Source organism: Paenibacillus sp. NPDC056933, from assembly GCF_042674385.1.
Lineage (GTDB): Bacteria > Bacillota > Bacilli > Paenibacillales > Paenibacillaceae > Paenibacillus.
This window is the reverse complement of sequence record NZ_JBHUQN010000001.1, coordinates 902,890-917,208: the sequence shown is the minus strand read 5'-3', so window position 1 is coordinate 917,208 and position 14,319 is coordinate 902,890. Positions and strand designations below refer to the sequence as shown.

General features: G+C 43.0%; 20 protein-coding genes. 7 read left to right on the top strand and 13 right to left on the bottom strand.

Translation table 11 applies throughout. The annotated features are described in order from the left end of the window. Positions 1–181 precede the first annotated feature (181 nt). From ACFTRD_RS04135 to ACFTRD_RS04125, 3 genes are all read right to left on the bottom strand, one after another. The gene (locus tag ACFTRD_RS04135) at positions 182–1,150 is read right to left on the bottom strand and encodes a radical SAM protein (protein ID WP_379377861.1); all 969 of its coding nucleotides are present in this window, start codon (positions 1,148–1,150) and stop codon (positions 182–184) included. A 105-nt stretch (positions 1,151–1,255) separates the two neighbouring features. Continuing rightward, positions 1,256–1,555, bottom strand: coding sequence for a hypothetical protein (locus ACFTRD_RS04130; RefSeq protein ID WP_379377860.1), 300 nt, complete (start codon positions 1,553–1,555; stop codon positions 1,256–1,258). 21 nt (positions 1,556–1,576) lie between these two features. Then, the gene (locus ACFTRD_RS04125; RefSeq protein ID WP_379377859.1) at positions 1,577–2,233 is read right to left on the bottom strand and encodes a pyridoxine/pyridoxamine 5'-phosphate oxidase; all 657 of its coding nucleotides are present in this window, start codon (positions 2,231–2,233) and stop codon (positions 1,577–1,579) included. A gap of 279 nt (positions 2,234–2,512) precedes the next feature. Here ACFTRD_RS04125 and ACFTRD_RS04120 point away from each other — a divergent pair, with 279 nt between their 5' ends. Then, a complete protein-coding gene (locus ACFTRD_RS04120) occupies positions 2,513–2,836 on the top strand; it encodes a GNAT family N-acetyltransferase (RefSeq protein ID WP_379377858.1) in 324 nt (107 codons plus the stop codon). Here the strand turns inward: ACFTRD_RS04120 and ACFTRD_RS04115 are convergent. Then, the gene (locus ACFTRD_RS04115) at positions 2,806–3,438 is read right to left on the bottom strand and encodes a histidine phosphatase family protein (RefSeq protein ID WP_379377857.1); all 633 of its coding nucleotides are present in this window, start codon (positions 3,436–3,438) and stop codon (positions 2,806–2,808) included. The genes ACFTRD_RS04120 and ACFTRD_RS04115 overlap by 31 nt on opposite strands. Before the next feature lie 154 nt (positions 3,439–3,592). Further along, entirely contained in the window at positions 3,593–3,673 is an 81-nt protein-coding gene (locus ACFTRD_RS04110; protein ID WP_379381175.1) for a DUF2569 family protein, read from the bottom strand. Positions 3,674–3,902: 229 nt separating this feature from the next. Here ACFTRD_RS04110 and ACFTRD_RS04105 point away from each other — a divergent pair, with 229 nt between their 5' ends. Then, complete coding sequence (locus ACFTRD_RS04105) at positions 3,903–4,841, top strand: hypothetical protein (protein ID WP_379377856.1); 939 nt, start codon at positions 3,903–3,905, stop codon at positions 4,839–4,841. Between the two features lie 21 nt (positions 4,842–4,862). Here ACFTRD_RS04105 and ACFTRD_RS04100 read toward each other — a convergent pair whose 3' ends face one another. The 7 genes from ACFTRD_RS04100 to ACFTRD_RS04070 all read right to left on the bottom strand — a co-directional run bounded on the left by ACFTRD_RS04100 (position 4,863) and on the right by ACFTRD_RS04070 (position 10,843). Next, positions 4,863–5,156, bottom strand: coding sequence for an RNA polymerase alpha subunit C-terminal domain-containing protein (locus ACFTRD_RS04100; protein ID WP_379377855.1), 294 nt, complete (start codon positions 5,154–5,156; stop codon positions 4,863–4,865). 42 nt (positions 5,157–5,198) lie between these two features. Beyond that, complete coding sequence (locus ACFTRD_RS04095) at positions 5,199–6,206, bottom strand: aminoglycoside phosphotransferase family protein (protein ID WP_379377854.1); 1,008 nt, start codon at positions 6,204–6,206, stop codon at positions 5,199–5,201. Between the two features lie 3 nt (positions 6,207–6,209). Then, positions 6,210–7,205 carry a GNAT family N-acetyltransferase gene (locus ACFTRD_RS04090; RefSeq protein ID WP_379377853.1) on the bottom strand — a complete coding sequence of 332 codons (996 nt, stop codon included), beginning with the start codon at positions 7,203–7,205 and terminating at the stop codon, positions 6,210–6,212. A 57-nt stretch (positions 7,206–7,262) separates the two neighbouring features. Then, positions 7,263–7,673 (bottom strand): GNAT family N-acetyltransferase, encoded by a 411-nt coding sequence (locus tag ACFTRD_RS04085; RefSeq protein WP_379377852.1) that lies wholly within the window; start codon positions 7,671–7,673, stop codon positions 7,263–7,265. Between the two features lie 265 nt (positions 7,674–7,938). Then, positions 7,939–8,982 (bottom strand): alpha/beta fold hydrolase, encoded by a 1,044-nt coding sequence (locus tag ACFTRD_RS04080; RefSeq protein WP_379377851.1) that lies wholly within the window; start codon positions 8,980–8,982, stop codon positions 7,939–7,941. 1 nt (position 8,983) lies between these two features. Continuing rightward, positions 8,984–9,502 (bottom strand): helicase, encoded by a 519-nt coding sequence (locus ACFTRD_RS04075; protein ID WP_379381173.1) that lies wholly within the window; start codon positions 9,500–9,502, stop codon positions 8,984–8,986. 246 nt (positions 9,503–9,748) lie between these two features. Next, positions 9,749–10,843, bottom strand: a complete 1,095-nt coding sequence (locus ACFTRD_RS04070) for an L-dopachrome tautomerase-related protein (protein ID WP_379381171.1) — start codon at positions 10,841–10,843, stop codon at positions 9,749–9,751. 327 nt (positions 10,844–11,170) lie between these two features. Between ACFTRD_RS04070 and ACFTRD_RS04065 the strand changes: the two genes are divergently transcribed. The 5 genes from ACFTRD_RS04065 to ACFTRD_RS04045 are packed head-to-tail and all read left to right on the top strand — an operon-like array spanning position 11,171 to position 13,484. Beyond that, positions 11,171–11,413: a spore gernimation protein GerQ gene (locus ACFTRD_RS04065; protein ID WP_379377850.1), complete on the top strand. Its 243-nt coding sequence runs from the start codon at positions 11,171–11,173 to the stop codon at positions 11,411–11,413. 11 nt (positions 11,414–11,424) lie between these two features. Next, on the top strand, positions 11,425–11,811 hold the full coding sequence (locus ACFTRD_RS04060) for a spore coat protein (RefSeq protein ID WP_379377849.1): 387 nt from the start codon (positions 11,425–11,427) through the stop codon (positions 11,809–11,811). Then, positions 11,808–12,944: a zinc-dependent alcohol dehydrogenase gene (locus ACFTRD_RS04055; RefSeq protein ID WP_379377848.1), complete on the top strand. Its 1,137-nt coding sequence runs from the start codon at positions 11,808–11,810 to the stop codon at positions 12,942–12,944. The genes ACFTRD_RS04060 and ACFTRD_RS04055 overlap by 4 nt, the downstream gene beginning before the upstream one ends. A gap of 31 nt (positions 12,945–12,975) precedes the next feature. Next, positions 12,976–13,176 (top strand): hypothetical protein, encoded by a 201-nt coding sequence (locus tag ACFTRD_RS04050; protein WP_379377847.1) that lies wholly within the window; start codon positions 12,976–12,978, stop codon positions 13,174–13,176. An 11-nt stretch (positions 13,177–13,187) separates the two neighbouring features. After that, positions 13,188–13,484 (top strand): spore coat protein, encoded by a 297-nt coding sequence (locus tag ACFTRD_RS04045; protein ID WP_379377846.1) that lies wholly within the window; start codon positions 13,188–13,190, stop codon positions 13,482–13,484. Positions 13,485–13,703: 219 nt separating this feature from the next. Here ACFTRD_RS04045 and ACFTRD_RS04040 read toward each other — a convergent pair whose 3' ends face one another. Then, on the bottom strand, positions 13,704–14,243 hold the full coding sequence (locus tag ACFTRD_RS04040; protein ID WP_379377845.1) for an NUDIX hydrolase: 540 nt from the start codon (positions 14,241–14,243) through the stop codon (positions 13,704–13,706). Positions 14,244–14,319 lie beyond the last annotated feature (76 nt).

Below are 14,319 nucleotides of genomic sequence, written 5' to 3'. Positions count from 1 at the left end.
CTTAAGGCTCATCATAGGCGGGTTAGCTTAAATGAATCTGAAACATTAGGAATGCAAAAAAAGAAGATTACTCTGTTCTCCGTTATGGAGATCAGGCAACCTTCCATTTGAATGATATGAATGGATTTTAATCCACATATGTATACCCCAATAGGGGACAGGTACGATGCCAAGCTGTTTGTTATAAGCCTGATTGTTCACCTGCAAAAAGAGCATCGTATGCGGGGCAGGGCTTCTTTTCTAAATAATCCGTTAACGCTTGAGGCTGTTTGATATAAATATCTCTCAAAGACGTACCCTCATAGATATTACCAATAACGACCGGATGGCATAGCTCACATATGAGAATATCCCCATTGCCGTGCAAATGCAGCTGTTTGGTTCCATCCACACAATTGGAGAAGTGCACACCTGGCTGTTCACGCAAACCCAATTTCTCGGCAAAACGATCCATACAGGTAAAATATAACGTTGTATCTTCCTTCTTGTGCTTAATCAGCTCGTTTACGGAGTGGATGAGTGATTCTTTGGAAGCAATCTGGCTCCATTGACTATGTGGCATCACAATGCTGTTCTGGATCTCATGGATGCGCACACCCAGTTCATAGACTTTATCGCTAATGGCCTGCATGTTCGCTTGGGTGCATTCAAATAGCAGCGTTTCTAGCACAGTTTCCAGCCCCGCCTCGGTACAAAGACGAATGTTGTGCTCCAATCGCTCATACATGCGGGGATGTACACGGTAATAGGCTGCATATGCATCCCGATCTGTATAGTTGAACGATATATGAATATTGGACAAGCCGGCATCACGCAAAGCATGAATTCGTTCTTCCGTTAGCAAGCTGGCATTGGTATTTAATTGTGTGTCGATGCCATGTGCGCCGCAATACGTCACAATGTCCAGACAATCCTGATATTTCAGAGTCACTTCTCCCCCGGATAAACGCACCCGCTTGAGCCGCGGAAGCTCACTGATTATGCGAATCACTTCCTGACCACCGATGCATTGCCCATCGTCCCGATTGTACGCGCAGCAATAGTCGCATTTGTAATTGCAATTGGAGGTCACGCCGACCTCCAGTCCCTCCAGTTCATATACGCCGGGTGTTTCAAGTTCAAGTGATTTATATCTGTTTTTTGCTGTCAAATCGATGTACCTCCCGATTCCTGTTCCATGTTTTTTTCAACTTGGAGATTATAGCGGATGCGGTCGATGCTCGATATGACATTATGTACGTTGGGAATCATATCATCACTTGGAATCATAATCTTCTTGATCTACAGTTTCATTACTCACAAAACGCTTGAGACTCTCTTTGGTTTTGGAGCTGGTTGCTTCATATTCCGCCCATACTAAATAGAACAAGCCCAGAATTAAAGCAGCTATACTCCAATTTCGCGGAGCAGTTCCCACATAATTCAGCATCTCCTGAAACAGTTCCGAATCCCACGAAGTTACACCTGAACCAAAAATGGCAGCACTCAAATATCGAACACTGTACAGTAATGCCGCTATGACCAGCAGAAGTGTCCCTGTAGTTCTACGACTCACACATATTCCTCCTTTATAAAATCACGGCCATAACCTCTGGTGCTTCCATTGCCCTTGCTGCAGAATATATTGGATTCGCACATGCTTTCGCTCCGGGTCTCCCTGCCAGAATTCAACTTCCTTTGCGTTTACGGCGTACAGTCTCCAATTCGGTGTAATGACATCTGGATCACGACTGATCCGTTCCTTCTGAGCGGCAATGGCGTGTTCCAATTCCTCCTCGCTGTCCAGCTCCTGACTCTGTCTTCCTGTCATCGCAACTGCGCGTGCCCCTGCCGATCTTTTTCGAAAATCCGCCGCACCTGCTTCCTCGCCCATATCCTCAGCAATCCCTCTTATGCGAATTTGTCTGCCCAGCGCAGGCCAGTAAAAGGTCAGTGCCACATTCGGATTGTTCTCCAGTTGCTGACCTTTTCGACTCTCCGAGCCAGATGCAAAATAAAAAGCTTCGTCAACGACGTCTTTCAAAATCAATACTCGTGCATCTGGAAAACCATTTGAGTCCACTGTCGAGATTGTCATCGCATGAGGTTCTTTTACCTCATAATCGATAGCCAGTCTCAGCCAATCCAAAAAAAGCTCCCCCGGTCCATCCGGTAACTGCTCGGTATCCCAAGTCGGAAAAGGTCCAGATAAGGACTTCAATCCGCGCAGCAAATCACTTGGTTTTTCACTCATATCGGCAACCTCCTTACACTTCCATTTCATTCCATTGTAGCGTAGTAGGCCATTTTCTCAACTATTTGTTTTGAAGTGATTGATATGTTTAAACTGTTTTCTCTGATAAAAGAAGGATATATTAAACAAAAAAGAAAATAAGATACATTAAAATTTTTTCATTTCGAGAGGAGTGATGTGGTATGAAGAATAACCATGTTGCAATAGTTTTTAGAAAGGATACGAAGTAACCACAGAGGATAAATTCCTCTGTGAAGTAAAATTTGGGAGGAATTTTGTATGGTAGTTGTATTAAAGCCAGTGTCTAATGAAAATTGGTATGAATGTACCCAACTTAAAGTTAAGCCAGAACAGCTTCATATCTTTCCTGCACCTGTCGTTTATTGGATTGCTGAATCTAAATATGTTGATGATTTTGAATTACGTGCTATTTACTCGGAAGAGGTTTTAGTCGGTTTTCTTGTATTCTGTACAAATCCAGACAAGGATGATAACTATTGGATTCCTGCCATAATGATTGACGAGAAGCATCAAGGTAAAGGTTATGGCAAGGCAGCAATGAAAACTTTGATTCAGTTTATGAGCAAAAACCAACCTAGATGACTCATCATATTCATGCTGCTAAACTCCCAACCCTCTACTCCTTTTTCAACCGTATGAACACTGGTATTCCCTATAGAATGAAACTCCGATGTATTGGTCCAATTTTGGTTTTCTAAAAGATAATAAAGGATGTTGATTACTCCACCGTGCGTGACCAGTAGAACATTGGATTTGATCTTTTGCTCCTCTATACTCCGGCATAAATCTCGAAAGGATGTACATATTCTGTTATAAAAATCCCGAGGACTTTCTCCTCCTGGGAACGGGGCATCCATTCCAAGAGTGTTAAAATAAACTCCTGCATATTTCACTTCAGCTTCCTTGTTTGGCATGCCAGCCAAATCTCCGTTATTCATTTCTCTCCAGTCTTTCAGGTAATCCCCTTTGATGTTAAGCCTTTTTTCAAGCTCTTTTGCAGTCTGAACTGCACGCGGAAGATCACTGCTAATCACCGTGTTTATGTTATATTGCTCTAAATGATGGTACAGGTAATCTCCGAGTCTCTCCGATTGAGTAATACCTTCTTCAATGAGCCCTCGCTGACTCCAGCCACCTCTGTAGCCCTCCTCATCCATCCCGTGTCTTACTAAGAAAATCTTCAATTTATCTCCTCCTCAATTTAGCAGCCAATCCCTTCCCCTTAGGTGGATTAATCTTATCCACATCTATATGCAGTTCATCTGGCCATTTTTTTGAATAATTGGATGATAACAACCCCGTCCTTAGATCTACCATCTTAGGTCGGGGTGTATGTTTTTATCTGACAAACGTATTATGAACTCGTTCTGATTTGATAAAGTATGGGGTCCATATCGAGGACCTACAACGGGTGATCATAATCAAATTGAGCTGACATTAACATTTCCTCGCATAATATTTTACACAACTGTTTTAGTATACTATGGGAGGATGAGGAAGGATACCCTTTTCCCCCCTTCAAGTTATTACTCTGAAAAGAGAGCCTTCGTTATACTTACGCCATGTTCGGCAGCGTACTTTTCCATCATACTTTATTACATCATGCAGATGGCACTTCTGCATTCATGTTTTAAGGAGGAATAATCCAATGTCCAATCCCAAGATAAAACTTCTGCCCTTTGCAGAGATTTCAGCACATTTGGATGGCTTCGAAATTATTTCCACACAGTGGGGGAGGGAGGGTAAGGTCTACGTACTGCTCATAAACCAAATTCCCGAAAGAAAACAAGGCATGTTTGTACAGACCAAACTATATCAAACCTACACATACAAAGTTCTGATTGTAACGGAGCAATCCATTGAGGAAGTTGTTATTTGGGGGCAAACGTTCAATTATCATTACGTGCAACCATTACATGGTCACCTGCTGCTCATCGGGGCGCGCTGCACGTATTACGGGAATGACAAGTATGATCTGAACGCCAAAGTGTGTGATCGAGAAGGAAACACGATTCGCGAGTTTCTGCTGGGAGACGGTATTCAGAGTGTGCAGGTGACCGAGAACGGGACCATTTGGACCAGCTACTTTGACGAGGGTGTATTCGGGAACAATGGGTGGAATAATCCGATTGGCTCACAAGGACTGTTAGCCTGGGATATGCACGGTAACAAACTATACGAAGACCATACAGCCGATATTGCCGATTGTTACGCACTCAATGTGGTGAATGAACAGCAGGTATGGTTTTATTATTATACCGATTTTATGCTTGGCTGTGTTTCAGGCGGTACCCAGCAACCTAAAGTAACATTTGTAGATCCTAACCTATCCGGCTCCTCCGGTTTCTGTACGGATGGGTATCACTTTTTGTTTGATGCCGGGTATGGTAAACACGGGACGTTTGTTCTCAAGAAAATGGAGAAGCCCGGCACACTTACAAAAGGGCAGAAGATTGAGTTCGTGAATGAACAGAATAAGCCGTTCAAGCAGGCGAGACAGGATCTTCGCCAAAACCGTTTGCTCCTTAGTGATGGGAATGGGTTGTATCAGGTGACGGTTGAGGAATTGGCTTCAGGTTTGGTTTAGGGAGATTAAGAGTGAAGAGGGTTATTTATTAAAAGATAACCCCTCTTCTTCAAGTGCTTGTCGAAGTTTTGGCATCGCAGAAGGGCCGATCCCGTGCAGCTTCAAAATCTCTTTTTCGGTGTATTGCGAGAGTAGTCGTAATGTCGTAATCCCCTGATTCTCCAGTGCACGTCTGGCGGGTGCAGACAGCAATGAAAGAAATCCTTCTTTCGGTTTCCGTTCCTTCTCACAGACCGGACAGGTTGGACAATCGCTACTTTTGTAATAGGAATGCCCTTGTTCGCATGTTCTTAATGTTCCTTTAGTGTTTGCCATGTTAGTCACCCCTTCCTGTATCGGATAACAATTATCTCGGATTTAGCTACACAACCAGTTCTCAACATCTGAGATCATATCCTCGTGTTGTTTTAACGCTTCTATAGTCCATGTGACTTGTGAGGTTCCCATCTGTTGTTCTTCAATATCTGTACATTCAATCCATAAAGATCGTTTCAAACTGTATTCAAGCCAGTCCAACTTTCCGGCAAAACCATTTTCGAGAACTATTTTCCAGTTGGCGTTTAAATTTCCCGCTCGAGACCGATATCCATCCGTAAAAGCCAAGAACCTTCCTTTGTCCACGTTTCCGGTGTGATCTACAGACCAATACATAGCGGTTTCCACCAGATCATGCATCGGATTGATATAACCCGCTGATTCCCAATCAATAATGATGGGATTGTTCTGCTGCCACATCACGTTTTTAGGTTCTAAATCTCTATGGCTAATAACTGTATTTGAAGCCAGTATTACCGATGCATTTTTTGCCTGAGCACTCCACTTATAGAGCTTTTGAATGGTATTACCTAATAGAATCGTCCAATCCGAATTCTCTTTCTGACCTTTGACTAAATAATAATTCCAATCGGTTTCTTTCGAAAGATCCGGCTCAAGTTTAGGAATATGAAGCTGTGAAAAATCGGTTTTATGAATATCCGCAAGAATCATGCCCATATGCTCACAATGAGTTTCGGTTACTTCATGAAGCTCCAGACTTTTACCATCGATCCAGTCAAATATAAGATAGTATTGATTATCCAGGATCTGCATAGAGGAACCGTTTATCACTTTGGCAGGTTGAGCATGGATAAAATTTGCTGCCACGTTTGCTATTTTTTCGGATTGAATATAATTCTGCTTAGCTGCAGGTCTACCCATAATTTGAGGATTCAGCGCTTTCACAGCATATTTGGCATGTGTGGTTTCAATGGCATACATGCGATGTAAAAGCCCACCCGAGATTGCCCTGGGCTTACTGATCAACACACCAAGCTCTAATTCAGTGACGAGTTTTTCGAATTTTAGATTATATTGAATATGATTCATACGTTATAACACCTTTTGAAAACTACCAATATCCAATCTGCGGTCAAATTTATATCCCACTCCTTTAAACATCGCACATTGCTCATATCCATGCTTCTCAAATAAAGACTTGCTGCGTGTGTTTTCCATGCATACCGTAGCAATCAAGGTGTAGAATCCTTGCTCGCGCGCAACATCCTCTATAAATCGCAGTGCCGTTCTACCAATGCCCTTCCCTACAATATCCGGTTTCAAATAAATCGTTACTTCACCCGAGAAGTCGTAGGCTTGTTTACTCTTGTACTGGGTAATTAGAACATAACCTTGAATTTCGTTCTCTTGTTTAATGACAAACGATTTAAATCGCGGATTTTGGTTCATGACAGATGCTTTGGTTTCTTCCAGGGTCAATGCTTCGGTATGAAATGAGATGGTTGTATTAGAGACATAGTAATTATATATTTCCCTGACTTCAGTCAAATGCTGCTCTGTTATTTCTTCAAAAGAGTACATGGGCATTTCCATTTCCATTTCCATTTTCATTTTCATACTGATAAATAACATGTCTTCGTCATTCACTTTGCTATAAAACGCCTTATCTCTTTGAAAGCCTGTCCGCTCATATACTTTAATTGCTCGCTCGTTGAATGTGGCAACCACCAGCCGAAACCGAGAACTTTTAAATTGGTTTTGCAGGAATACTAAACTTTGTTTAAGAAATACAGATCCTATCTTTTGTCCAGTCAGATCTGGATCTAATCCAAGGCCTATATCCAGATATCCATCTTCTTGATACAGTCCGATTGCGGTTCCTCCCGGTACACGTGCTGATTCTCCGCAACAGATAAATCCCACCAACCTTCCCAGTTCATCCAGGACTGAAAAGTATTCCCCATTCATTAATTCATGAATATCTTCATTGGATTCAGAGAAACTGTACATCGCGTATTCATTTTCATACGTCCAGGTAACGATTTTTTCCGCATGAGTTAATTTCATTGGATGATAGGATAAAAGCATGGAATAGCAGTCCTCCTTTTTTACATTACGGGCTTAACGAAGTCGATAAAGACACCTTCATTGTTTTTCATATAGACTGGCACTCCAGCTCCCTAGCTCCACTCTTCGGATATATTGGAATCCATAATCCTTATAGTACTGATTAAGTCTCGGGTTATCTGCCATGCAATCCAGCCTGATCAAGTTCTTGCCTTTGTGCCTAATGTTCTCTTCTGCTGATTTTAGAAGCAGTAGGCCTATATTTTGCCCTTTAAAATCTCTATTCACTGCGAATCGGTGTATGTACCCGGAATCAGTGTTGTCGAGTTCTTTCCAAATCTGAGGATCTGACCATGTTAAGGTATACGTACCCACGATTTCATGATTCCTTTCAGCAAGATATACGTCTGATCCATCCGTCATGAATTCAATGACTTGTTCCAGATTGAAATACTCCGGACGCCATTGATATATTTCTTTGGAGTTCAACCACCGATTGAACTAAAGAATATTTACACTTGTCACTCCGATGACAGAACAACCTTCCGATCGCTGTTATCCCCAGTTTTTTTTGATTCACTTTTACAAAGGGGAAAATCTGAGGATAAAGGCGAGCGCTCCGCTTCTTCAGGTTATTTCTGTCCTCTACGTTCTCGTGTAAATGTTTAGTTCAATCTATATGTTATGAGCTTAGTTGCCCATCAAGATCCCTCGCTTGATCAATAGTCCAATTCTTTTCTCTGAATTAATTACTTCATTGCAAACGGTCTACTACCCCGATCAACCACGCTGCAAAGCGTTCTTTCTCCTCGAACTGTGGGTAATGGGCCGACTCTTCAAATACAACAAAATCTTTTTCGGGTGCTTCGAGCTCATCGAAATAATCCCGTGCCGCATTCACAGACGTCATATAATCATATTTTCCCATAACAAAATAAGTCGGTAGCTCCAGCTGATCTACAATGCCTGGCAAATGGTTGACCGATTCTTCCTTCATGAGAATTTCTTGTGTAGCCTGCACTCCCATGGAATAACGAATCACATCCAGCGCATTATATTCGGTTCCCAGAAGAAAGCCGAGCGTATAATCCCTATTGTCATCAATAAGCCTGGCTGCACCGCCATATTTGCGAACCATATTTCTTGGTGTGTACTGCTCGCCTCGCTCAATCGGACCCCGAAGACGTTCCAGACTTTCCACATCCGCTGTACTGTCGGCTTGTTTCGCTTGTCCGATCGTATATTCCAAACTATCCAATTCACTCCGCACAGTATCAGCCATTTGTCCAATACCTATATAAGCAATGAATTTTTCTGGTGCTTTTGCCACTGCTTTTGTCCCTATGTATGTACCAAATGAATGACCGACTAGCGTAACCATTCCTTGCCCCAGCTCGGCAGTGACGTAATCCGTTAAAGCCAGCAAATCATCTACAAGCACATCCGAGGTCACATCCGAATAATCCTCCATAAAATGATATGACTTTCCACTTCCGCGTTGATCATAATGCACAATGGTAAAATGTTGTTCCAGCTCCTGCTGATACTTCCTTACATAAGGAATCTCGGAGCAGCCTGGACCACCATGGACGAAAAGAAGGATAGGATTGTTCCGATCCGCCCCGCGAATCATAACCTCATGCCCTGCACCATTGATCTCTATCTGTCCTAACGTGCTGATACTATTCTCTCCCTTGATTCCAGGGGTCCATGTGGGAAAGATCAGAGCGAGTATTACGATGAAAAGAATACTAACTATCGTGCGTCTGAATATTTTCATCAACTTCTTACGCACCATTTTAATCCTCCACGGGCTTTTTTGTTTGGATAAAGATAAAATGATCATCAGGATTCCAAACGTGCAGATGATCAGCACGGTATCCACGTAGCCACAATACGCCGTTAATTCGTCTAAGATAGAACCCTTTCGGAAAATCTTCGTCTTCAGTTAGGATCTCCGATGCAATTGTGATGGAGCCTAATGGGGCTCGATGTCGCTGTGTAAGATTTCCCGAATTACCTTCAGGCTGGTCCAGATATACCAATCTTAGGTGAGGTCCCAGCTCAAGCGGGCACAATTCCAAATCTAATTCGCTTGCTCTCTTAAAGATCTGCCCTGTAGTACCTCCATCAGGAAAACCAAGTTCACCAACGGTTAGTTCAACGGTCTGCAGACTGTACTTTGCAGCAGAAGTTGTAAATTGATCATCAGCTAATAGCTTCTCTCCCAATTCATTCATCAAGATAGAGTTTTGTTGCAATTTCCGGATAAGCTGCGCTTTCGTGAGTCCGCCAATCTCTACTGTCCTCTTAATCATTTCACTCTCGGGGTATATTTTCTCGTTTTCAATACACACTCGTAATCACTCCAAACAGATTGGGTTAGGCTTAATAACCGAAATAATAGACTGAATATAAATATTCTAGAATTCCACATGCAATTCCTTGTTCAATACTAAACTCCGTTAATTGAAAAGGCTGCCGCTCGGCAGCCTTTATCTTCAAAACCATATAATGCATGCTCTGAGTAAATAGAGTCAGCTTTGAAAAGTGGGAGCTATTTATCAAAAGGTAGGAGCAGGTAATTCATCAATTTTTAAACGTAGTAAACTATAAGGCTGTTGTCGCAGATCTTTTCCATAATGAAATCTTGCCTGCCTATGTAATTGGTTCACAATTACATATAAGTATTGATCCGGACCAATAGAAAACGTATCCGGCCATAAAATTCTTGGATCATGTGCGATGGTTTCCATGATTCCATTCGGCAATATTTTTCGAATACTATCGTTTTCATAGTCTCCAGCATAAACGTTTCCTTTTGCATCCGTGATCATCCCATCAGATGCACCCTTCTCTCCCCAATACTGTACAAGATCACTTAAATTGAAATCCGGTATCGTTCTGTCCCGAAGGGCATCTGTTGAGATCGAGTATAGATAACGACTGGATAGTGGACAATAAAATAACATTTTTCCATCTGGGGAAATCGCTATACCGTCAGAGGCCAATTGAAAGGGAAATGTCGAACCATCCGGGTTTCGATTCATCAAAATTTTACCTTCCACTTTCGGTACAAAATACGGATCGGGTGAAGTTGAGCTTGCTCCATTCAACCGTCTAAATGCATTTCCGTTTTCTAAATTCACGACGATAATAGCGCCTGGACCTCTGGTAGAAGAATCCGTTATATATGCGTAACCTGCTTTACCCACACGAAAATCGAATCGGACGTCATTCAGATACGTTGTCGACAAGACTACATCTTCTGTAAATGTATATACTTTTCTTATCGTATTTGTTTTTAAATCTACAGCGACTAATTTTGCTCCTCCTTTAACAGGCTCAGAAAAATTGGGTGCACCCGTATCCAATACCCACAGAGTCCCTCTTCCATCAGCAATTATACTTTGAACACTGATGAAGGACATACGGATATCCGAAGGATTTACCGTATTTGTTTCCACATTCGGATAAGGCAGCAACTGGCCATCAACAATTTCCGCTACCGTAAACCTAACATCATCTCCCCATTTCGGAAAACAAATGAAGATGCGCCCGCTCTCTGAAACACTAACGCCTGTAGGCATAGCCCCATAGAATGAAAAAACGAGCTCTAACTTACCGAAATATTCTTCCATAGGTAACATAGGTTTTATGATATCCTCCCCAACATATTTGAATAGATGTTACCTAATCATATGTTTAAGACTTTTTCTAATGCCTGGCTCTTCATTATTCTTTTTTACTGGTAGGAGCCCACATTAAATTAGCTGCTGTATCGCGAAAAATACGACTCACCGATTCGTCGATCACTTGCATTGGCACAAGATACCATTCCTGCTGAGTTTTTTAATTCTAGCGGACTGTTCTAGCGACTGCATGAAAATATCCAGACCCCACAATTCCGGCAATCATTTTTAGTATAAGATCTGATCCGTTGGAAAATCTAACGTGGATGAAAAAATGGAGGTGATCATTTCTGAATGAATAATTCAACGCTAGCACCGCACGAATCGATGGAACTGCATGAAGCGTTAAACTTTAAAACGCTCTGCCTCGCCAAGTCAAAACTTATGCAAGGCCTGGTCTTTGACCAAGAGCTAAAAGCCTTAATGCAGAAAGACGTAACTCAATCCATACAACAGATCGCCGAGCTGCAAGCCATCTACGCAAGAGCTCCTTTCGAAGCACCTGTTCCGAATAGCCCGACACCTATAACTCATTAAGGGGAACTCCAATGAATACTGATTATTTAGATCCGATTAATTCATTAAATATGCCGGAAATGGCAGATATGACTTTTGCCATGGACTTCCTTCTTCGTGCCAAGGAGGGTGTGCGTAATTTGTCCATCGCTCTGACGGAAACGGCTTCACCAGATGTACGGACCCTGCTGCACAATCATCTTAAGCAGGGGATTGCGATGCACCAGGAAATCACAGAGCTCATGATTCGCAAAAAATGGTTCCATCCTTACGAGCTGAACGAACAGTACCAACTCGACCAGCTTTCGGCAAAAAATACGGTGATGATCGGCCAGATGAATTTGTTCCCGGATGATACGTCACGTAAAGGGATGTTTGATCGGACCCCAGATGAACATATGGGAGGACATAAAGCATGAAGGCAGTAACATATCAAGGGATTAAAAATGTCGTGGTCAAAGAGGTGCCTGATCCGAAGATTGAGAAACCGGATGATATGATCGTAAAGATCACCAGTTCCGCCATTTGCGGCTCTGACCTACACCTTATTCACGGGATGATCCCTAACCTTCAGGAGAATTATGTCATCGGGCATGAACCGATGGGGATCGTAGAAGAGGTAGGCCCCGGCGTGACCAAGGTAAAGAAAGGCGACCGTGTGATCATCCCGTTCAACATCGCATGCGGAGAATGCTTTTTTTGCAAAAATCAGCTGGAAAGCCAATGTGACGAATCAAACCAACACGGGGATATGGGCGCATATTTCGGATACTCCGGAACGACCGGCGGATACCCTGGAGGGCAGGCCGAGTATTTACGGGTCCCGTTCGCCAATTTTACCCACTTCAAGATTCCCGAAAGCTGCGAACAACCGGACGAAAAGCTGAGCTTGATTGCCGATGCCATGACGACGGCATTCTGGAGCGTGGATAACGCCGGCGTAAAGGATGGAGATACGGTCATTGTGCTCGGATGTGGTCCCGTCGGACTTCTGGCGCAGAAATTCTGCTGGCTCAAAGGAGCAAAACGAGTCATAGCCGTCGACTATGTCGATTACCGCTTACAGCATGCGAAGCGAACGAACAAAGTGGAAATCGTAAACTTCGAACAGGATAAAAATATCGGCAACAATCTCAAGGAGATGACCAAAGGCGGCGCCGATGTTGTGATCGATGCGGTAGGAATGGACGGCAAGATGAGCGATCTTGAATTTCTAGCCAGCGGTTTGAAACTGCAAGGCGGCACCATGAGCGCATTTATCATTGCATCTCAGGCTGTCCGCAAAGGCGGCACCATCCAAGTCACTGGGGTATACGGCGGACGTTATAACGGATTCCCGCTCGGCGACATCATGCAGCGAAACGTGAATATCCGTTCCGGACAAGCTCCGGTCATTCACTATATGCCGTATATGTACGAGTTAGTTACGTCTGGCAAAGTGGACCCTGGCGACATCGTTACGCACGTCATTCCGCTCAGCGAGGCCAAGCGGGGGTATGAAGTGTTCGATACGAAAACGGACGATTGCATTAAAGTCATCTTAAAGCCTTAAATATGGATAGATACATGGGAGGATAATCCGAATGAATTCCACTTACGCTCTGCATGAGATGCTTGAGGTACATGAAATAGCTGCGTTCAAAACGGTTTGCATCACTAAATCCAAGACCATGCAAGCTATGGTAACCGACCCGGAGCTCATGCTAATTTTGCAACAAGATGTGACATTATCACAACAGCAGCTTCAGGAGCTCGGTGGAGTGCTGTCTAAAGCGACTGTATAGGAGATAAAAAAATGAACCCAATATTAGAACACATGACAGGTCTTCATATGCTGACCGATGACGTGATTGCAATGGATTTTTTGATAAACGCCAAGAGCGGAGTCAGAAACTACGCCATGGCTGTGACCGAATGTACTACCCCCGAAATCAAGCAAATTTTGATGAAGCAGCTCGATGAAGCCATAGAATCTCATGAAAAAATATCAAATTACATGGTGCAGCATGGCTTATACCATCCTTACCATATTCCAGAGCAAATTCAGCTCGATCTGAAAAACATTCAGACTGCTATGAACATTCCGTCCTGATTTTTCATTCCGGCAAAAGGCTTAAAAACACACTGGCCAGGTCCATTTTTGATTTTAGCCGGAGATCTCAGAGAACAGAATGCTCCTGTGTCAAGAATCCAACAATGAAATAAGGGCGGATACACTCCGCCCTTATTTTGGCTTTGAAAGCATCTCGGGCTGCATTGTCTGTTGGGCAAACCTGTATCTAGGTTTAGAATAAGCTAGCTTTCCATCTACTCACCGTCTGCCTTCTTCTCGAAGCTCATAAGCCAATTGGTACATTTCCGCAATGTCATATCTATGCTGTTCTTCAAATCTCTTGATCGCTTCACCAATCTCCACAACCTCTACAGCAATTACCTGTTCCCCGTCCACCGGATTCAATGGTTTACCGATCAACTCAACCTCTCCATAGCCAATAAGTCTTACAAAATGAGGATGTGGAATATGCGATCTATACGGCTCAGGTGCACTCGACATGCAATGAAATTGTCCAAACACCTGATACGTGATCAACTTGGCTCCGAGCTCCTCCATCACTTCACGTTGCAGTCCATCCATATACTTCTCTCCTACCTCCAACGTTCCTCCGGGCAGCTCCCATTTCCCATTATCGATCTGAAAAACAACCACTTGTTCCCCGAAAAACGGGATGATGCTCACATTACTTACCAGCGTTTCATCCACGATGTCATTCAACTTAAACTTAGCTTCAATAATTCCCCAATGAATCGATGTACTGAGCGACGGGAATTGTTCCCGATCCAACGTTTTCATCCTATATCCGTTCCTCTCTATGTAAAACTAAATCTTCCATCTATATCCTATCTCTCATTATAGATCAAAAAAGAAA